Origin of the sequence: Actinomadura napierensis, assembly GCF_039529375.1 — a bacterium.
GTDB classification, from domain to species: domain Bacteria; phylum Actinomycetota; class Actinomycetes; order Streptosporangiales; family Streptosporangiaceae; genus Spirillospora; species Spirillospora napierensis.
This window is the reverse complement of sequence record NZ_BAAAMR010000108.1, coordinates 13,329-31,437: the sequence shown is the minus strand read 5'-3', so window position 1 is coordinate 31,437 and position 18,109 is coordinate 13,329. Positions and strand designations below refer to the sequence as shown.

General features: G+C 72.5%; 19 protein-coding genes. 8 read left to right on the top strand and 11 right to left on the bottom strand.

The window, feature by feature from the left end:
- Window positions 1–1,007, bottom strand: a 1,007-nt coding sequence (locus tag ABD296_RS39605) for a maltotransferase domain-containing protein (protein ID WP_344280021.1), incomplete at its 3' end; no start/stop codon positions are given.
- 262 nt (window positions 1,008–1,269) lie between these two features.
- Here ABD296_RS39605 and ABD296_RS39600 point away from each other — a divergent pair.
- Window positions 1,270–1,779 carry a VanZ family protein gene (locus ABD296_RS39600; protein ID WP_344280018.1) on the top strand — a complete coding sequence of 170 codons (510 nt, stop codon included), beginning with the start codon at window positions 1,270–1,272 and terminating at the stop codon, window positions 1,777–1,779.
- A gap of 55 nt (window positions 1,780–1,834) precedes the next feature.
- A complete protein-coding gene (gene glgP / locus ABD296_RS39595) occupies window positions 1,835–4,480 on the top strand; it encodes an alpha-glucan family phosphorylase (protein ID WP_344280015.1) in 2,646 nt (881 codons plus the stop codon).
- On the opposite strand, the gene ABD296_RS39590 is transcribed toward glgP, so the two are convergent.
- The 4 genes from ABD296_RS39590 to ABD296_RS39575 are packed head-to-tail and all read right to left on the bottom strand — an operon-like array spanning window position 4,477 to window position 7,034.
- Window positions 4,477–4,998 (bottom strand): hypothetical protein, encoded by a 522-nt coding sequence (locus ABD296_RS39590; RefSeq protein ID WP_344280012.1) that lies wholly within the window; start codon window positions 4,996–4,998, stop codon window positions 4,477–4,479. The genes glgP and ABD296_RS39590 overlap by 4 nt on opposite strands.
- A gap of 29 nt (window positions 4,999–5,027) precedes the next feature.
- Window positions 5,028–5,303 (bottom strand): helix-turn-helix transcriptional regulator, encoded by a 276-nt coding sequence (locus ABD296_RS39585; protein WP_344280009.1) that lies wholly within the window; start codon window positions 5,301–5,303, stop codon window positions 5,028–5,030.
- A gap of 7 nt (window positions 5,304–5,310) precedes the next feature.
- Window positions 5,311–6,165 carry an ABC transporter permease gene (locus ABD296_RS39580; protein ID WP_344280007.1) on the bottom strand — a complete coding sequence of 285 codons (855 nt, stop codon included), beginning with the start codon at window positions 6,163–6,165 and terminating at the stop codon, window positions 5,311–5,313.
- Window positions 6,162–7,034, bottom strand: coding sequence for an ABC transporter ATP-binding protein (locus ABD296_RS39575; RefSeq protein WP_344280005.1), 873 nt, complete (start codon window positions 7,032–7,034; stop codon window positions 6,162–6,164). The genes ABD296_RS39580 and ABD296_RS39575 overlap by 4 nt, the downstream gene beginning before the upstream one ends.
- A 96-nt stretch (window positions 7,035–7,130) precedes the next feature.
- Between ABD296_RS39575 and ABD296_RS39570 the strand changes: the two genes are divergently transcribed.
- Entirely contained in the window at window positions 7,131–8,297 is a 1,167-nt protein-coding gene (locus tag ABD296_RS39570) for a sensor histidine kinase (RefSeq protein ID WP_344280002.1), read from the top strand.
- A gap of 99 nt (window positions 8,298–8,396) precedes the next feature.
- Here the strand turns inward: ABD296_RS39570 and ABD296_RS39565 are convergent, their stop codons facing one another.
- Window positions 8,397–8,759: a hypothetical protein gene (locus ABD296_RS39565; protein WP_344279999.1), complete on the bottom strand. Its 363-nt coding sequence runs from the start codon at window positions 8,757–8,759 to the stop codon at window positions 8,397–8,399.
- Window positions 8,756–9,166 (bottom strand): ATP-binding protein, encoded by a 411-nt coding sequence (locus ABD296_RS39560; RefSeq protein ID WP_344279996.1) that lies wholly within the window; start codon window positions 9,164–9,166, stop codon window positions 8,756–8,758. Before ABD296_RS39560 ends, ABD296_RS39565 begins: the two co-directional genes overlap by 4 nt.
- Before the next feature lie 566 nt (window positions 9,167–9,732).
- On the opposite strand from ABD296_RS39560, the gene ABD296_RS39555 reads away from it, so the two are divergent.
- A complete protein-coding gene (locus ABD296_RS39555) occupies window positions 9,733–10,488 on the top strand; it encodes an XRE family transcriptional regulator (RefSeq protein ID WP_344279993.1) in 756 nt (251 codons plus the stop codon).
- Window positions 10,489–10,530: 42 nt separating this feature from the next.
- Window positions 10,531–10,743, top strand: coding sequence for a DUF397 domain-containing protein (locus ABD296_RS39550; RefSeq protein ID WP_344279990.1), 213 nt, complete (start codon window positions 10,531–10,533; stop codon window positions 10,741–10,743).
- 59 nt (window positions 10,744–10,802) lie between these two features.
- Here the strand turns inward: ABD296_RS39550 and ABD296_RS39545 are convergent, their stop codons facing one another.
- The 3 genes from ABD296_RS39545 to ABD296_RS39535 form a co-directional block, all read right to left on the bottom strand.
- Window positions 10,803–10,949: a hypothetical protein gene (locus tag ABD296_RS39545; RefSeq protein WP_344279988.1), complete on the bottom strand. Its 147-nt coding sequence runs from the start codon at window positions 10,947–10,949 to the stop codon at window positions 10,803–10,805.
- 202 nt (window positions 10,950–11,151) lie between these two features.
- Window positions 11,152–11,925 carry an SWIM zinc finger family protein gene (locus ABD296_RS39540; protein ID WP_344279985.1) on the bottom strand — a complete coding sequence of 258 codons (774 nt, stop codon included), beginning with the start codon at window positions 11,923–11,925 and terminating at the stop codon, window positions 11,152–11,154.
- Window positions 11,926–14,946, bottom strand: coding sequence for a DEAD/DEAH box helicase (locus ABD296_RS39535; protein ID WP_344279982.1), 3,021 nt, complete (start codon window positions 14,944–14,946; stop codon window positions 11,926–11,928).
- Window positions 14,947–15,106: 160 nt separating this feature from the next.
- Here ABD296_RS39535 and ABD296_RS39530 point away from each other — a divergent pair, with 160 nt between their 5' ends.
- Both ABD296_RS39530 and ABD296_RS39525 read left to right on the top strand, forming a co-directional pair.
- Window positions 15,107–16,036, top strand: coding sequence for an intradiol ring-cleavage dioxygenase (locus ABD296_RS39530; RefSeq protein WP_344279979.1), 930 nt, complete (start codon window positions 15,107–15,109; stop codon window positions 16,034–16,036).
- A gap of 118 nt (window positions 16,037–16,154) precedes the next feature.
- Window positions 16,155–16,937 (top strand): enoyl-CoA hydratase/isomerase family protein, encoded by a 783-nt coding sequence (locus ABD296_RS39525; RefSeq protein WP_344279976.1) that lies wholly within the window; start codon window positions 16,155–16,157, stop codon window positions 16,935–16,937.
- Here ABD296_RS39525 and ABD296_RS39520 read toward each other — a convergent pair.
- The gene (locus ABD296_RS39520) at window positions 16,924–17,334 is read right to left on the bottom strand and encodes a winged helix-turn-helix transcriptional regulator (protein ID WP_344279973.1); all 411 of its coding nucleotides are present in this window, start codon (window positions 17,332–17,334) and stop codon (window positions 16,924–16,926) included. The two genes, ABD296_RS39525 and ABD296_RS39520, sit on opposite strands and share 14 nt — an antisense overlap.
- 83 nt (window positions 17,335–17,417) lie before the next feature.
- On the opposite strand from ABD296_RS39520, the gene ABD296_RS39515 reads away from it, so the two are divergent.
- Window positions 17,418–18,086 (top strand): NADPH-dependent F420 reductase, encoded by a 669-nt coding sequence (locus tag ABD296_RS39515; protein WP_344279970.1) that lies wholly within the window; start codon window positions 17,418–17,420, stop codon window positions 18,084–18,086.
- Window positions 18,087–18,109: the final 23 nt, after the last annotated feature.

The following is an 18,109-nucleotide window of genomic DNA, read 5'->3' as shown; positions in this document are numbered from 1 at the left end:
GTGGTGAACCATTCGGGATGGGTGTGGACCCAGGGGTGGTCGGGGGAGCATTGCAGCGCCAGGTCCAGGGCGACTTCCAGGCCGTGGTCGGCGGCGTAGGCGACGAAGGCGTCGAAGTCGGCCAGGGTGCCCAGGTCGGGGTGGACGGCGTCGTGACCGCCGTCGGGTGACCCGATCGCCCACGGGGAGCCGGGGTCATACGGGCCGGCGTCCAGGGTGTTGTTGGGGCCTTTGCGGAACGTGGTCCCGATCGGGTGGATCGGCGGCAGGTAGACGACGTCGAAGCCCATGTCGGCGATCGCGGGGAGGCGTTTCATCGCGGTGCGGAACGTTCCGGAGATGGGGCCGCGGCGTCCCATCGGGTCGAAGGTGGCGCCTTCGGAGCGGGGGAAGAACTCGTACCAGGCGCCGTACAGGGCGCGTTGGCGGTGCACGAGCAGCGGGTGCCAGTCCGACACCGTCAGCAGGTCCCGCAGCGGATGCCGCTCCAACACATCCGCCACGTCGGGATCGTCCGCCGCCTCCATCCGGTCGCCGACCGGGACCGTCTCGTCGCCGAGCCGCTTGGCCAGCCGCGTCAGGGTCGGGCGGTCCTTGCTCGGCACCGCCTCGGCCGCGCGGGCGAACAGCCGCGCGCCCTCGGTGAGCATGAGTTCGACGTCCTGGCCGCGCGGGACCTTGATCTGCGCGTCGTGCCGCCAGTGCGCGATCGGATCGCCCCACGCCTCGACCCGAAACGACCACTCACCCATCTCCGTCGGCGTCACCCGGGCCGCCAACCGATCCAGGCCCGTACCGACCTCGACCATCGGCGCACCGGGCTGCTCGGTCCCGTCCGGCGAACGCAGCACCACCGCCGCACCCAGCATCTCGTGCCCCTCGCGGAACACCGTCGCCGACACCTCGACCGTCTCACCCACCACGGCCTTCGCCGGCCACCGGCCACCCCCGACCACCGGCGCCACGTCCAGGATCGGGATGCGCCCGAGCCTCGGAATACCGGTCATATTGGACGTTCCGGACCCGACTTGCATGTGCCACCCCTACCCGTTCGAGACCTCCGAAACGTCCATGCCCGGGAAGCGGCGCCACGCGTCATCGAGTTTCCGATAACTTTGCGCGACCATCCCGGCAACACTCCGCGACCGTCCCGTAACGATCTTTCTCGGGCGCCCGGTGGTGAGAGGCGATCGTGACCAGGGGTTTCCGGGGCGGCGCGAACTCGGCGCGGCGGCGGAACGTTGAACCGGCGTGCCCGATCATGTGCCCATGGAGGTGGTGCGCCCGCTGGCGCTCTGGGCGGTGATCGCGGCGGCGGTGGTCCTGCTGCGGCGGCCGGTCGTGCGGCGGACCGGGTGGGCGCCGCTGCCGGCGCTGGCGCTGCTGGCGTGGACGGGCCTCGTGCTGGCGATCACGCTGCCGACGGACGTCGCGCCGGGCGCGGGCGGACGGCTGGAGCACTGCGTCGCGACCCCGGTGTCCGACATCGCCTGGTCGCTGCGCATCTTCGGGTCGCGCGGCCTGGAGGACGTCATGAATGTGGCGTTATGGATACCTTTGGGTTTCCTCGGGGTCCTGCTGACGGGCCGCCCCGTGGCCGCGCCCGCCGTCTTCTCGGCGGGGTTCGTTCTGGTCGAGTTCTTGCAAACTCTCGATCCGGGCCGCGAATGCGATCCCGGCGACATGGCGTACAACTCGCTCGGCGTGGCCGCGGGAGCCCTTACGGCATCGGCGTTCCTGCGCCTCCGGGCGCTCGTGGCCGACCGGTCCGCGAGGTGACGAAACCCCTCCCGGCTGTCGCGTCATCGCATCGCATTGCATAGCGTGACGTTGCGTGAAGGCAATCCGACGATTCACGGTTCGCACCGTCCTTCCAGAGCCGCTGCGGCAGCTCGAGGAGCTCGTCCTCAATCTGCGCTGGTCGTGGCACCACGAGACGCTGGACCTGTTCCGCGCCGTGGACCCCGCGCTGTGGGAGGCGGTCCACCACGATCCGGTCCGGCTGCTCGGCGAGGTCGCGCCCGAACGCCTGGCGCAGCTCGCCGGCGACCGGCGCTTCCTGCGCCGGCTCCAGGACACGGCCGAGGACCTGCACGAGTACCTGACCGCACCGCGCTGGTACCAGTCGCTGACCGGCGCCCCGTCGTCCATCGCCTACTTCTCGCCGGAGTACGGGATCACCGCGGCGCTGCCGCAGTACTCCGGCGGCCTCGGCATCCTGGCCGGCGACCACCTGAAGACCGCCAGCGACCTCGGCGTGCCGATCATCGCGGTCGGCCTGCTGTACCGGCACGGGTACTTCTCCCAGTCGCTGTCGCCGGACGGCTGGCAGCTGGAGCGGTACCCGCCGATCGACCCCAACGGGCTGCCGCTGACGCTGCTGCGCGAAGCCGACGGCAGCCCGGTCCGCGTCGCGATCGGCCTGCCCCCGGCGGCGGGACGCGGCAGCGGCACCGGCGCCGGCGAGCAGGGCGGCGCCGGGAGCAACGAGCTGCACGCGCAGGTGTGGCTGGCCAGGGTCGGCCGCGTCCCGCAACTGCTGCTGGACTCCGACATCGAGGACAACGACCCGGCCGCGCGCGACGTCACCGACCGGCTGTACGGCGGCGGCGGCGACCACCGGCTGCTGCAGGAGATGCTGCTCGGCGTCGGCGGCGTCCGCGCCATCCGCGCGTACTGCCGCATCGCCGGGCACCCGGCCCCCGAGGTGTTCCACACCAACGAGGGCCACGCCGGGTTCCTCGGCCTGGAACGCATCCGCGAACTGGTGTCCGAGCACGCCCTGACGTTCGACGAGGCGCTGGAGGCGACCCGCGCGGGCACGGTGTTCACCACCCACACCCCGGTGCCGGCCGGCATCGACCGGTTCCCGCGCGACCTGATCGCCCGCTACTTCGGCGGCGCCAACGAGGACCCCTGCGTCCCCGTCGAACGGGTCCTCGCGCTCGGCGCCGAGGACTATCCCGGCGGCGACCGCACGGTGTTCAACATGGCCGTCATGGGCATGCGGCTCGCGCAGCGCGTCAACGGCGTCAGCGAGCTGCACGGCGAGGTCAGCCGCGAGATGTTCGGCGGCCTGTGGGGCGGCTTCGACACCGCCGAGGTCCCGATCGGCTCCATCACCAACGGCGTCCACGCCGGCACCTGGGTGGCGCGGGAGGTCCTGGAGCTGGCCGCCCGCGAGATCCCGGCGCTGATGGCGTCCGGGCGCGGCTGGGAGGAGGTCCGCGACGTCCCCGAGAGCGAGATCTGGCGGATCCGCGGGCTGCTGCGCGAACGGCTCGTGCTGGACGCGCGGCGCCGGCTGCGCGAGTCGTGGCGGCAGCGCGGCGCCAGCGCGGCCGAGATCTCCTGGATCGACGACGCCCTCGACCCGAACGCGCTGACCATCGGGTTCGCGCGGCGCGTCCCGTCCTACAAGCGGCTCACGCTGATGATGAGCGACCCCGACCGGCTGCGCCGCATCCTGCTCGACCCCGACCGGCCGGTGCAGATCGTCATCGCCGGGAAGGCGCACCCGGCCGACGAGGGCGGCAAGCGGCTCATCCAGGAGATCGTCCGGTTCACCGGCGAGGAGGACGTCCGGCACCGCATCGTGTTCCTGCCCGACTACGACATGGCGCTCGGGCGGCTCATGGTCCAGGGCTGCGACGTGTGGATGAACAACCCGCTGCGGCCGCTGGAGGCGTGCGGCACGTCCGGGATGAAGGCGGCCCTGAACGGCGGCCTGAACCTGTCCATCCGGGACGGCTGGTGGGACGAGTGGTACGACGGCCAGAACGGCTGGGCGATCCCGTCCGCCGACGGACTGGCCGCCCCCGACCGGCGGGACGCGCTGGAGGCCGCCGCGCTGTACGAGCTGATCGAGGACCACGTCGCGGTCACCTTCTACGACCGCGACTCGGCCGGCCTGCCGCGCCGCTGGCTGGAGATGGTCAAGCACACCATCGCCACGCTCGGCCCGAAGGTGCTGGCGAGCCGGATGGTCCGCGACTACGTGCAGGACCTGTACACGCCGGCCGCCGCGTCGGAACGCGAGATGGTCGCCGACAAGTACGCCGGCGCCCGCGCGCTGGCCGGCTGGAAGCAGCGGGTCGCCAAGGCATGGCCGGGCGTCGCCGTCGAGCACGTCGAGTCCAACGGCGGGGAGAGCCCGCAGGTCGGCGCGCGGCTGACGGTGAAGGTCGTCGTCGCGCTCGGCGGGCTCGACCCCGACGACGTCGCCGTCGAGGCCGCCTACGGCCGGGTCGACGACGCCGACGCGCTGATCGACCCGTCCTACGTGGAGCTGGGCGGCGCCGAGCCGGCGGGCGACGGGCGGCTGCGCTACACCGGCGAGGTCCCGCTGGGGCGCAGCGGCGCGTTCGGGTACGGCGTCCGGGTCGTCCCGAACCACCCGATGCTGTCCGGACGGGCTGAGATGGGACTGGTGGCGCTGCCGCCCGCGCCGCACGGCATGACGAACGGCGACCTGCGCTAGGCGGGGTCGTCCTCGTCGTCGGGCGGCGGATCGGGCAGCCGCCACCCGGCGACGAGGACGGGCAGCAGCATGTGCGTCTCGAACAGCGCGACCACGCCCACCGCGACGGCCGCCATCGGCACGCGCTCGGTGCCGCTCGCCATCACCGCGACCACCAGGGCGACGAGCACCCCGAGCATGATCCGGTGCGCGACGGTGAAGGCGCGCAGCCGGTCGGCGACCTGCCGCTCGTCCAGCCGGTGCTCGGCCAGCGACATCGTCCCGCGGGTGGCGATGTTCAGCAGCGACACCACCGGCAGCGTGACCGCCACCGACACGGCCAGCAGCGTGATCGTCACGACCATGGCGGTGTCGCTCGGCGCCAGGTGCCACGACACGACCGTGCCCGCCCAGATCATGGCGAGCCCCGCCAGGCCGGCGGCCGCCAGCCCGCGCCGCCGGCGCCGGGTCGTGTACCAGGACGGCAGCACGTCCGACTGCAGCACCTCTTCCCGGCGGCGGCACCACCGTTCCCACATTCCGCGAGCTCCCCTCTCCGGGACGGGCATCAGGCGCTCCCCAGCCGGGGGAACGGCGTCAGCGAGAACACGACCTCGACCGGCACCTCGAAGAACGCGGCGATCCGCAGCGCGAGGTGCAGGCTCGGGCTGTACTCGCCGCGCTCCAGGTAGCCGATCGTCTGGTAGTGGACGCCCAGCGCCGTCGCCAGCTCGCGGCGCGACACCCCGCGTTCGGCGCGCAGCACCGCGATCCGGTTGTGGACGTGCTCCTTGTCCGCCCTGCCGCCCGTCCTGCCGTCCGCCACCGGCACAGTCTCCCGCACCCGTGGATCAGAACGCGCCCTGGGCGGCGCGGCGCTCCCGGCGCGCCGCCAGCCGCGCCCCGGACTCGCGCCGCGTCGCGCGCAGCAGCAGCCACGGCGCGACCAGCAGGCCCGCGACCGCCCACGCGCCGAGCATCCCCGCCGTCTCCAGCGGGCGCCAGCTCCCGCCGATCTCCCCGGCGAGCATCGCGTCCGGCAGGAACGCCGACCGGAGCCCGAGCCCCTCCCAGTACAGCGGGAACGCCTGCGCGACCCACTGCACCTGCGCCGGCAGCGACGTCACCGGGAACAGCACCCCGGAGACGACCATCAGCCCCATCACCGGCAGCGACAGGATGCTCGCCGCGTTGCGCGGCCCCGGCAGCAACGTGCCGAGCGCCGCGCCGAACGGGACGACCGCGAGGGTCCCGAGCGCCAGCACCCACAGCAGCGTCAGCCACCGGCCCGGGTCGGACGGCAGGTCCAGGCCCGCGAACGCCACGCCCGCCACCAGCATCAGCACCACGTACGTGACGATCTGCAGCAGCACCGAGACGGCCCGCCCGACCAGGTAGGCGGCCACGCCGCCGGGCACGGTGCGCAGGCGCAGCAGCGTGCCCTCCTCCCGGTCCGCCGCGATCATCATGGCGAGGTTCATCAGCCCGGTCGAGAACACGCAGAACGCGACGAAGCCCGCCGCGAGCAGCACGGCCTCCGACACCTGCGTCCCCTCCGCGTCGTGCCCGCCCTGCCAGCGCACCATCAGCACGAAGACGCCGACCGTCCCGACCAGCCCGGTGAGCAGCTCCCGCCAGTTCCGCAGGGAGTGCACGTGCTCCGCCCAGCCTCGCCGGGCCCCGATCCCGACCACCCTGGCGTTCACGCCGCCGTCCTCTCCTCGACCGCGGCCGCGCCCGCGACCAGGTTCAGGTAGCTCTGCTCCAGCGTCGGCCGCCGGATCTCCAGGCCCGGGACCGGGCCGCCGAACCGCCGGTGCAGCTCGTACGCCAGCCGCGACGGATCCGGCGTCCGCTCGGTGCGGGGCGCGCCGTCCTCCAGCCACCGCACCTCCGACGCGGCCTGCACGACCGACGCCAGCCCGGACGGGGTGCCGCTCACCGTGACCTCGCCCCGTACGAGGATCGCGATCCGGTCCGCGAGCCGCTCGGCCTCCGCGAGGTCGTGCGTGGTCAGCAGGATCGTCATCCCGTCCTCCCGGGCCAGCCGCCCGACCAGCTCGTGGAACCCGCGGCGCGCCTGCGGGTCGAACCCGGCCGTCGGCTCGTCCAGGAACAGCACCTCGGGACGGCCCACGATGCCGAGAGCGACGTCCAGCCGGCGGCGCTGCCCGCCCGACAGCCGCGCGACCATCTGCCCCGCCTGCGCCGTCAGGCCCATGACCTCCAGCAGCTCGTCGGGGTCGCGCGGCCGGTCGTAGAAGCCGGCGATGTGCTCCAGCAGCTGCCGGACGCCCCACCGCGGATGGTCCTGCCAGTCCTGCAGGACGATCCCGAGCCGCGCCCGCCACGCCGCGCCGCCCGTGCCGGGATCCTCGCCGAGCACCCGCACCCCGCCGGACGACCGGCGCCGGAACCCCTCCAGGATCTCGATCGTCGTGGTCTTGCCCGCGCCGTTCGGGCCGAGCAGCGCGGCCACCTCGCCCGCGCCGACCTCCAGGTCCACGCCGCGCAGCACCTCGGTGCGGCCGTAGCGCATCCGCAGGCCGCGCGTCCGGATCACCGGCTCGTCCATGCGCCCCCCGTTCGTATGGGAACTTCGTTCATTGATAGTAGAAGTACTACATCTCATCGCAGGGTCGCAAGACGGGGAACCTGGCAGGATGGAGCCGTGCGCGCACCAGCCCCCGCCCGGGACCGCGCCGCGACCGCGCTCCGCTGGCCGCCGCGCGGCCGCCTCGCCGACGCGCTGCTGGCCGCCGCCTGCTTCGCCGTCCTGACCGCGATCGCCCTGATCGCGACCTACGCGCTGGACCGCGGCACCATGCCGTTCTACGGCTGGCTACTGCTGCTGGTCGCCTGCGGCGTGCTGGCCTTCCGCCGCAGCCACCCCCGCACCGTCGCGCTCGTCACCCTCGTGGCCTGCGCCGTCTACTACCCGGTCACCTCACCGGACGGCCCGATCATCATGACCTTCGTCATCGCGCTCTACACCGCGGCGGTCGAAGGCCACATCGCCGCGGCGTCCGCGCTCGCCGCGGTGGCGATGGGCGCCACCCTCTACGGCAACGACAGCGACAAGGTCAACCACCTCGCCGACGCCGCCACCTTCCTGCTCGCCGGCTGGTTCGTCGCCGTCATCGCCATCGGCGGCTTCGCCCGCAACCGGCGCGCCTACCTGCGCGAGGCCGAGCACCGCCTCGCCGCCGCCGAACGCTCCCGCGAGGAGGAGGCCCGGCGCCGCGCCATCGAGGAGCGCCTCCGCATCGCCCGCGAACTGCACGACGCGCTCGGCCACAACATCTCGCTGATCCACGTCCAGGCCACCGCCGCCCTGCACGTCCTGCCCCGCGAGCCCGGCCGCGCCGAGGACGCGCTCGCCGCGATCAAGGACGCCAGCAAGGACTCCCTCCGCGAACTGCGCGCCACCCTCGGCGTGCTCCGCCAGGTCGACGCCCCCGCCCAGCCCGGCCTCGCCCGGCTCGACGACCTGACCGGCGGCACCACCGCCGCCGGCCTCACCGTCCGCACCGAGACCGAAGGCACCCCCCGCCCGCTGCCCCCCGACACCGACCACGCCGCCTACCGCATCGTCCAGGAGGCCCTCACCAACGTCACCCGCCACTCCGGCGCCTCCACGGCCCTCGTCCGCATCCACTACACCGACGACGACGTCACGATCACCGTGGACGACAACGGCCGCGGCACCGCGTCCGTCACCGGCGACGGCAGCGGCATCCGCGGCATGCGCGACCGCGCCGAAGCCCTGGGCGGCACCCTAGAAGCCGCCCCAAACCCCACCGGCGGCTTCCAAATCCGCGCCACCCTCCCCACCTGAAACCATGACCCCATGAAGGTCTTCGTCTCGTCTTCGTAACCCCTCGCCGGAGAGATCGGGTGCACCGGCCGCCACTACGGCTGACGGCCCCGACGACGTTCACCCTCCTTCGCCGACCTGCCGCTCGTACTGCTCCCACAACCCGAGGGACTCCATGAGCAGCTCTTCGAGCTGGGCGGCCGCCGCGCGGTAGGCGTGCGCCCGTCCCGCGCAGACCCCCGCGTCCCAGATTCGGCCGTCCCGCGCCCGCCTCCCAGCGCGCGCCGCCTCCCTACGAGCCAGCGCCCGCCAGGCCCGCGCCTCCTCGGGCAGCGCCTCCAACGCACTGCGTGCCTGGGGCGTCAGCCCGGCGAACAAGAACACCGGCTCTGGGATCTCGGTGGCACACGCCCCGCCAGGCCCGAGCGTCCGCCATACCGCCGTCACCACTCGCCGCCGCAACGCCGTCTGGGCACGCCTCACGGGGTCACCTCGAACCACACGGTGGACGAGCGGCCGCGCCCGGAGAGGACACCCCACCGATCCGCCAGCCCGGCCACCACCAGCAGGCCTCGTCCGGACTCGGACCAGTTGGCGCGCTGCGCCGGAATTGCTGGACGCCCATCCGAGCCGCCGTCGTCCTGGACCTCCACCCGAAGTCGGCCGGACGACACCAGCACCGTCACCCACACCCCGCCGCCCGGGGCCCCGCTGACGCTGTGCCGGACGGCGTTGGTGACGATCTCGCAGACCATCAGGTCCACGTCACGGAGGTCGAAGTGGTCTGCGGAATCGGCCAGCATCCGCTGCACCTGTGCCCGGACGTCCCGGACATCCAGCACCACGGGCGACGAGATCCGCTCGGTGCGCGCCGCGTCCCAGACGATCATCGGCCGACCTCCGCGATCTGCCGGCCGCCAGCAGCGCAGAGGCCACCGGCATCCGGCACACCGCGTCCCAGACGTAGGCCCACCCGCCGCCGTGCTCCTGGACGGCGAGCACCGCCATCGCCCGCCGCCGCGCCGCGACCGGAACCGACAGCACCGGCTCGGCCGTCCCGTCCATGTACAGCACTGACCCGCGTCCCAGCTCGCGCAGAGCCCACATCAGCCGAACGAGCAGCCAAAGCCGCTCCCTCGTCACGTCCTGGCATGCTTTTCCGGCTCCCGGAAACGGGGGTTTCGGTACATTGCTCACAGGTCCGACCTCCATTGTCGGGCCGAGGCCCCGGGGACCGGTGTTCGCAGCACCGGCCGGGGCCGCCTTGTCCTGGATGTGGGACGAGTGCCGGCGGTCGCCCTGAATCCGTACGGCTTCGTAAGCGGCCAGCGTGCGGCCTCGCGTCATCGATGATCGTCAATTGCTCGGGACGCCTGAACACCGTTCGCAGGACGTCTGGGACGTTTACCGGTTACGTTGGGTAAACGTTCCAGACGTCCGGCGCAGAGGGGTCGTTGTGGGCAACGACGCACTACGACAGGCCATGAGCAATGCGAGACTGACAGAGCAGGAACTCGCGGAAGCGTGTCAAGTGGATGCGAAGACGGTGGGCCGGTGGGCGGCCGATGAAGGACGTGTGCCGCACCCTCGGCACCGCTGGACCGCATCGGACATCTTGGGGGTGGACGAGAGCGTGCTGTGGCCTGATGCCATCCGGAAGAACGTGAAGACGGGGGTGGATCGTGAGGTCGTCGCGGTTTACCCGTACCGATCCGCGTGCCCGAAGTCGGTGTGGCGCCGCCTCATCGGCGATGCCGGCAAGGAGTTGACCTTCGCCGGTTACACCAATTACTTCCTGTGGCTGGAGATTCCCAACCTGCGGTCCGTGCTCCGCCGCAAGGCCGAGCGCGGTTGTCGCGTGCGCTTCTTGATCGGCGATCCTGGCAGCGACGTCACGCGCCGGCGTGAGGAACTCGAAGCCGTGCCGCTCACGGTCGGGACGCGTATCAAGATCACTCTTGATGAATTGTCCAAACTGGCGGACGCCCCGGGGATCGAAGCGCGCTACAGCGATGATCACGTGGCCATGAGCGTCTTCGTGTTCGACGAGGAAATGCTGGTGACGCCGCATCTGGCCCATCTGGTGGGACATGACTCGCCCATGTTCCACATCCAGCGGTGCCAGGAGGACGGGATGTTCGACCGGTTCGCCGGGCATGTCGGCGAACTATGGAACACCGGGCGCCCGGTAATGGAGCCCGGCGAGCTCTGACGACGCACCCATGGCCGAGTCGGCGATCCGGAGGTCCAGACGATGGAGCCCAACCTGAGTCGTCTTGATTGGCGTAGAAGCTCACGCAGCGGCCAGAACGGTGCCTGCGTGGAAGTTGCCACGTATCACGGCCGCCTTCACCTCGCGGCGGCCGTGCGGGACTCCCAGGATTCCGAAGGGCCCGTGCTGTCGTTCCGCCGGGGGGAGTGGGCCGCGTTCACGCAGCAGATCAAGGCCGGCGCGTACGACCTCTAGTTCCTTGTCCGCGTGAGAACCGGCCGAGCGAGCGCTCGGCGTTGGGACCGGCTGAGAGGTCAACTGTCGCCGTAGGCGAGGAACGCGACGGTGGCGTAGCGGCCGATGCCGGCCATTGCGCAGTCGAGCGTGTGGCCGGTTGGCGAAGTGGAGCCGAAGGTGTCGTTGAATTCGCCATGCTCCGAGTTCCAGACCTCGTAGTCCACGGAGGTCCACCACTGGGCGTCCGGCATAGGCCAGGTGCTGAGTGGAGATGTGCGCCCGGAAGGGTGGCATCTGTTCTGCGGTGGCTGATACGGGGCTCAATGCCCTGGTGGTTTCCTCCAGCGTGGAAGGCGGAGGTCGGGACGAAATTGGCGAAAGGGCCTCGGTCGAAAGTGGAAGAGTTCGGGGTGCCTCGGGGGTCGGTCATTCGGGCTTGGTGGCTAGGGCTTCGTAGGCGGGGAGTAGGGCGTCGGTCAGGGGGCGGCGGCGGATTTTGACCGGGGGCGGTGTCGCCACCTGGAGGATGAAGCCCGGCGGGACGGGGGGTGCCGGAGGGCGGTCGCGGAGGCGGGCGAGGCCGGACGGGGTCGTCCAGAAGTCAGTGGCCGACAGGGGTTCGTCTTCAATTGCCAAAGGGTCGGGGGCGGCGGCGGGGCCGTGGCGCAGGGCGGTGAGGAGCTGGTCGCGGCTGCGGCCGTTCCATTCGAGGATGAGGAACGGGTCGTCGTCGAACGCCTCGGCGAGCAGGTAGAGGACGGCGGCGGCGTGCTTGCAGGGGTCGCCCCAGTCGGGGCAGTCGCACATCAGGTGCAGGTCGGCGGCCGTGTTGGGGAACAGTGCGAGGCCCAGTTCGGCGAAGACCCACTCGATTTCCGGGGGCATTTCGCCGGCGAGGAGGCGGGCGCGGAAGACGGCGCGGGACGCCAGTTCCTTCTCGACGGCGCGCCAGTTCCCGGGCTCTATTCCTTCGATGCCGAGGGCCACCTCGTAGGGGTCGGGGAGTGAGCCCCTCACTTTCGCGGTGACCTCGTAGGGGGTGACGCGGAGGTCGTAGACCTGGCCTTTGCGGGCGTAGGTGCGCCCACGGGAGAGGCGGCCCTTGTCGGCGAAGGACTCCAGGAGGTCGATGAAACGGCGCGACCACCATTGCGTGCCGATCGAGCCGCGCTTGGTGCGGGCCTTGATGCCCTCGTCCATCTAGTCGCTCACCGCCTCGGGGGACAGCCGCAGGACGTCGCGGAGTTCGGCGACGGACAGTTCGGTCAGCCATTCCTCGCCGGTGCCGACGATCGATTCGGCGAGGGCCTTCTTGCGCTCGATCATCTCGTCGACGCGCTCCTCCATCGTGCCGACGCAGATGAACTTGCGGACCTGCACGTTGCGGGTCTGGCCGATGCGGAACGCCCGGTCGGTGGCCTGGTCCTCGACGGCGGGGTTCCACCAGCGGTCGACGTGCACGACGTGGTTCGCGGCGGTCAGCGTGAGGCCGGTGCCGGCGGCCTTGAGGGACAGCAGGAAGATCGCCGGTTCCTCGTCGCTCTGGAAGTGCTGGACGAGGTCGTCGCGGGCCTGCTTGGACGTGCCGCCGTGCAGCCACAGGACGGGCCGTTCGAGCCGGGCCGCGAGGTACGGCTGGAGCATCGAGCCGAATTCGGCGTACTGGGTGAACACGAGCGCCTTCTCGCCCTGGTCGAGGACCTCGGCGCAGATCTCTTCGAGCCGTTCGAGCTTCCCGGAGCGGCCGGGGAGGCGGGAGCCGTCCTTCAGCAGGTGCGCGGGGTGGTTGCAGACCTGCTTGAGCTTCGCCATCGTCGCCAGGACGAGCCCGCGCCGCTTCTTGTCGTCGGCCTCGGCGATCTGCTCCAGCATGTCGTCCACGGTCGCCTGGTAGAGCGACGCCTGCTCGGTGGTGAGGTTGCAGTAGACCTTGATCTCCTGCTTCTCCGGCAGATCCGAGATGATCGACTTGTCGGTCTTGAGGCGGCGCAGGATGAACGGCTGCGTCGCGCGCTTGAGGGCGAGCGCCGCCCGCTCGTCGCCCTCCTTCTCGATCGGGACGGCGAACCGCTGCCGGAACGCGGAGCGCGGCCCGAGCAGCCCCGGGTTGGCGAACTCCATGATCGACCAGAGTTCGGTGAGGTGGTTCTCGACCGGCGTGCCGGTGAGCGCGATCCGGTTGCGCGCCGGGATGCCGCGCACCGCCCTGGCCTGCCGCGTCCCGCTGTTCTTCAGCGCCTGCGCCTCGTCGCAGACGACCCGTTCCCATTCGACGGGCGCGAGCATCTCCGCGTCGCGGGTGGCCGTCCCGTAGGTGGTCAGGACGAGGTCGGCCGCCGCCGCGGCCCTGAGCAGGTCCTCGCCGCGGTGCCGGCCCGTCCCGTGGTGGACGTACACGCGCAGCTTCGGCGTGAACCGCGCCGCCTCCCGCTGCCAGTTCCCCACCAGCGACATCGGCAGGATCGCCAGGGTGGGGCCGGGCCGGGCGCCGTTCTCCCGTTCATGGACGAGAAGGGACAAAACCGAAATGGTCTTCCCCAACCCCATATCGTCCGCGAGGAGGGCGCCCAGTCCCAGATCGTTCATAAAGGTCAGCCAGGCCAGGCCGCGCTCCTGGTAGGGGCGGAGTTCGGCGTCCAGATCGTCGGGCGTGCGCATCGGGGTGAGGCGGCGGTCGGCCTCGCCGGACAGCAGGTCGCCGAAGGTGCCGTCGGCGTCGACGGAGGTCAGGGGGAGGGCGTCGTCGCCCGCGTGGACGATCGCGCGGATCGCCTCGGCCGCGGCCATCCGGCCCTGGCGCGGGTGCCGCAGGAAGTCGAGCGCGGCCTCCAGCTGCTCCTCGTCCAGCTCGACCCACTGGCCGCGGAGCCGGACGAGCGGCGTCTTCAGCCGGGCCAGCTCCTCCAGTTCGGCCTCGTCGATGCTCGCGTCGCCGATCGCGAGGTCCCAGCGGAAGTTGATCATGCCCTTGAGGTCGAAGCCGGACGGCGCGGCGGCGCCCGAGGACGCCTCGGGGTCGTCGGTGCGGGTCGTCAGCTTCATGCCGAGCTTGGCCTTGCCCGCCCACTGGGGGAGCAGGACGCCGAACCCGGCGGCGGCCAGCATCGGCGCGGCCCGGCGCAGGAAGCGGAACGCGCCGGCGGTGTCGAGGGTCAGCTCGGCGGGGGCCGGGCCGTCGAGCGCGGGCGCCATGTCGGGGAACAGGCGGAGCGCCCGGCCGAGGCCGGCGAGGAGCGTCTCCTCCGCGTCCGGGACGGAGGTCGCCTCCCCGTCCCACACCATCGCGGCGGGCACGTAGAGGCTGGGGTCCTCGGTGCCCTGGAGGGCGAACTCGACGCGCCAGGCGTCCTCGGCCTCCTCCGGCTCGGAGGATTCCGCGGCCGGGTCGGCGGTGAACTCCGCGGCGCCCGGTTCGGCGAGGCGGAAGCAGACGCGCAGCGGACCGGACGGGCGGCGCGCGGCGGCGGCCCACGCGTCCAGCTCCGCGACCAGCTCGTCCGGGTCGTCGCCGGGTTCCCGCGCGACCTCGGCGGACGGGCCGGTCAGCGCCTCCGCCCAGCGCTCGGCGAGCGGCAGCCGGTCGGGGACCTTGCCGCGCCGGGGCGGCAGCAGCGGATGCGGGACGACGCCCCGGACCGCGGTGTCGACCAGCCCGGACAGCGCCTCCCGCAGCACCTCCGCGGCGGGCCGCCCCCCGTCGGCCGCGCGGCACGCGGCGGGCATCGCGCGGGCCAGCGCGCGGAACCGGGCCGGGTCGTCCAGGACGGGCCGCCAGCGCGCGACGAGGTCGCCGTCCTCGCGCAGCAGCGCCGGCAGCACCTGGCCGCGCCCCGCGAGGTGCACGGCCTCCTCCGCCAGGACGCACAGGAACCGCAGGTCGGAACCGGGGACGACGTCGCCGCTGTGCTCGGCGGCCTGGAGCAGCGCCATCGCGGGGAACGGCTCCAGCACCAGCGCCGGCACCCGCCACGGCCGCAGCTCGGGCTCCCCGGACACCGGTTCGGGGCCGAGCTCGGCGGACGGCAGCGGATGGTCGCCGTGGGTCGGCAGGAACAACGACAGCTCGACACGGAACGCGGTGCGCAGCAGCGGCTCGTAGGACGTCCCGCCGAAGTCGCGGGTCGCGAACGGGTGGACGTCGGGATCGTGCCGGTACGGGCCGGTGCGTTCGGCCCAGAGACAGAGCGCGCCGGCGTGCCAGGTGGCGTGGGCGACGAGCATGGTCACCGAAGTTACCAGCCGTCTCGGACGGTCCGGGCGACGCGCGTGAACGACGCCCGCGATGCGCGATTCAGGCAATCTTCATGTCGCTCCCAGGGGGATCTAACGCCGCGCAACTGGGCTCGGCGCGTCTCATTCCATCCCCCCGAGGAGGCTCCCCATGGCAGAGAGCGAGACACGAGGCACCCCCGAGCGACCGAGCCGGATGAGCCGCCGCACGGCGCTGGCCGCGATGGGCGGCGCCGGGCTCGGCACGGTCGGCGTGGTGGCCGGCGGCGTGGCCCTGGCGGGCGGTGCGCAGAACCGGACGGGCACCCCGGTGCTCACCGTCGCGGCCGACGGCAGGAAGCCGGCGTGCGTCCTGTCGCCCGAGACGACCGAGGGCCCGTACTACCTGGACTACGAGATGGTCCGCCGCGACATCACCGAGGAACGTCCCGGCGTCCCGCTGATCCTCCGCGTGACGGTCGTGGACAACGCCACCTGCCGGCCGCTCCCGCGCGCCGCCGTGGACATCTGGCACTGCGACGCCGGCGGCGTGTACTCCGGCTACGAGGGCAACACCCTGCCCGGCGGCGGCACGCCTCCGACGGGCACGCCCCCGACCGGCGCGCCCACGGGCGCCCCGACCGGCACGCCGACCGGGCCGCCTCCGGGCGGCGGTGGCGGGCACGCGGAGCCGGTCAACGACCTGACGTTCCTGCGCGGCGTCCAGCTCGCCAACGGGCACGGCGTCGCCGAGCTGCGGACGATCTTTCCCGGGTGGTACCAGGGGCGGGCGCTGCACATCCATGTGAAGACGCACGTCGGCGGCACGGTCGACCGCGCGAAGAAGACCTACGCGGGCGGGCACGTCAGCCACACCGGCCAGTTCTTCTTCGCCGAGGACCTCGCGGAGCAGGTCGCGAAGCTGGCGCCGTACAAGGACAACACGGTCACCCGGGTCAAGCTGGACGAGGACGGCATCTACCAGCAGGCGGGATCCGGCCTGCTGACGATCCGCCCCGTGCACGGGAACCGCATCGAGCGCGGGCTGCTCGCGACGATCACGGTGGGCGTCGACCCGTCCGCCACGCCGGACCCGGTCTGAGCGCGGCCGGTCCCGCGCGCGGACGCCCCGTCCGGCGGCGGGACCGGGGCGCCGGGCGTGCGCGGGCCGCTGGTTAGGCTCGGGGGCGTCGGTCGACCGGAGGATCTTGGAGGCGTTCGTGGGCGAGTTCGTGCGGGTGGAGGCCGAGGACGGCGTCGCGACGATCAGGCTGGACCGTCCGAAGATGAACGCCCTCAACGCGCAGATGCAGCGGGAGCTCATCGGCGCGGCCCGGGAGGTCACCGAGGACGACCAGGTCGGCGCGGTGGTGCTGTACGGCGGGGAGCGGGTGTTCGCGGCGGGCGCCGACATCAAGGAGATGGCGCCGATGCCCTACGCGGAGATGGCCGCAGGCCACTCGCGGCTGCTGCAGGACTTCACCAAGGCGCTCGCCGCGATCCCGAAGCCGGTGATCGCGGCGATCACCGGGTACGCGCTGGGCGGCGGCCTGGAGGTCGCACTGACCGCCGACCTGCGGGTCGCGGGCGAGGGCGCGAAGGTCGGGCAGCCGGAGATCCAGCTCGGCATCATCCCGGGCGCGGGCGGCACGCAGCGGCTCGCGCGGCTCGTCGGCCCGTCCAAGGCCAAGGACCTCATCTTCTCCGGACGGCACGTCAAGGCGGACGAGGCGCTCGCCATGGGGCTGGTGGACCGGGTCGTCCCCGACGCCGACGTCTACACGGCGGCGAAGGAGTGGGCGGCGACGTTCGTGGGCGGGCCCGCCATCGCGCTGCGCGCCGCCAAGCAGGCCATCGACTCCGGTCTGGAGGTGGACCTCGCCACCGGGCTGGAGATCGAGCGGGTGCAGTTCGCCGCGCTGTTCGCCACCGAGGACCAGAAGAACGGCATGAAGTCCTTCATGGAGGAGGGGCCGGGCAAGGCGAAGTTCACGGGCCGCTGAGCGCGCCCTCCTGCGCTGTGGTGCGCTCCTGCGTCGCCGCGCGTTCCTGTGTCGCGGTGCGTTCCTGCGCGTCCAGGACGTCGGCGGCGTAGCGCTCGGTCCAGCGGCCCAGGGCGTTCAGGGGTTCGAGCATCCCGCGCCCTGGGCCGGTCAGCTCGTACTCGACACGCGGCGGCGCCTCGGCATAGCGGCGGCGGACGACCAGGCCGTTGTGCTCCAGGCGCCGGAGCGTCTCGGTCAGCACCTTGTGGCTGATGCCGCCGATGCGGTCCTGGAGATCGCCGGGACGCAGCGGGCCGTGCTGCAGCGTCCACAGCACGACGCCCGTCCACGTGCCGGACAGCAGGTCGAGGCCGAGCCGTGTCTGGCAGTCGGCGACGAACTCGAGATCGTCCATTCTGCCCCTCCCGATACGCACCGGATGGTGCGGAACGAACCGCTTAGCGTCCCGTCCGACGGTAATCGACACGGGAGGTCGTCATGCGGATCGGTGTGCTGGGTGCGGGCAACATGGCGGACGCGCTCGCCATGCAGTGGGCGCGCAAGGGACACGACGTCCGGATCGGGGCGCGGACGCCGGAGAAGGCAGTCGCGCTGGCGGGACGCGTCGGCCACGGCGCGGAAGGCGGGACGCTGCGGAAGGCCGCCGAGTTCGGGGACGCGGTCCTGCTGGCCGTCACCCACGAGGGCGTCGAGGACGCGCTGCGCCAGGCCGGGCCCCTCGCGGGACGCGTCCTCATCGACTGCACGAACCCGATGGAACCGCCGTTCGAGCGGTTGAAGACCGACGGCGGCCCTTCGGCGGCGCGCCGCGTCGCCGACCTGACCGGGGCGCGGGTCGTGAAGGCGTTCAACACCTGCCCGGACCCGGTGTGGCGGATGACGCCGCCGGTCTTCGGCGGGCGTCCGCTCGGCGTCCCGCTGTGCGGCGACGACCCGGAAGCGCTGGCCGTCGCCCGACGGCTGGTGACCGATCTCGGCTGCGTCCCGATGGACGGCGGCGGCCTGGAGCGGGCGGCGCTGCTGGAGGCCGCGACGGCGTTCCTGGTCGGGCTGTGGATGGCCGGCGAGGACCCGCTGACGATGCTCCCCCCGGCCGCCGTGGTCATGGCCCGGGCGCCGCAGCGGACGTCCGACCTCGCCGGCTGACGGCATGGTGGGGCGGCCCCGAC

What these genes read in the sequence shown, in the direction of transcription:
- ABD296_RS39600 (WP_344280018.1), top strand. Translation starts at nt 1,270, where the DNA reads ATGGAGGTGGTGCGCCCGCTGGCGCTCTGGGCGGTGATCGCGGCGGCG.
- ABD296_RS39590 (WP_344280012.1), bottom strand. Translation starts at nt 4,998, where the DNA reads ATGTGGGAACGGTGGTGCCGCCGCCGGGAAGAGGTGCTGCAGTCGGAC.
- ABD296_RS39575 (WP_344280005.1), bottom strand. Translation starts at nt 7,034, where the DNA reads ATGGACGAGCCGGTGATCCGGACGCGCGGCCTGCGGATGCGCTACGGC.
- ABD296_RS39560 (WP_344279996.1), bottom strand. Translation starts at nt 9,166, where the DNA reads ATGATCGTCTGGGACGCGGCGCGCACCGAGCGGATCTCGTCGCCCGTG.
- ABD296_RS39550 (WP_344279990.1), top strand. Translation starts at nt 10,531, where the DNA reads ATGGAGCCCAACCTGAGTCGTCTTGATTGGCGTAGAAGCTCACGCAGC.
- ABD296_RS39540 (WP_344279985.1), bottom strand. Translation starts at nt 11,925, where the DNA reads ATGGACGAGGGCATCAAGGCCCGCACCAAGCGCGGCTCGATCGGCACG.
- ABD296_RS39535 (WP_344279982.1), bottom strand. Translation starts at nt 14,946, where the DNA reads ATGCTCGTCGCCCACGCCACCTGGCACGCCGGCGCGCTCTGTCTCTGG.
- ABD296_RS39530 (WP_344279979.1), top strand. Translation starts at nt 15,107, where the DNA reads ATGGCAGAGAGCGAGACACGAGGCACCCCCGAGCGACCGAGCCGGATG.
- ABD296_RS39520 (WP_344279973.1), bottom strand. Translation starts at nt 17,334, where the DNA reads ATGGACGATCTCGAGTTCGTCGCCGACTGCCAGACACGGCTCGGCCTC.
- ABD296_RS39515 (WP_344279970.1), top strand. Translation starts at nt 17,418, where the DNA reads ATGCGGATCGGTGTGCTGGGTGCGGGCAACATGGCGGACGCGCTCGCC.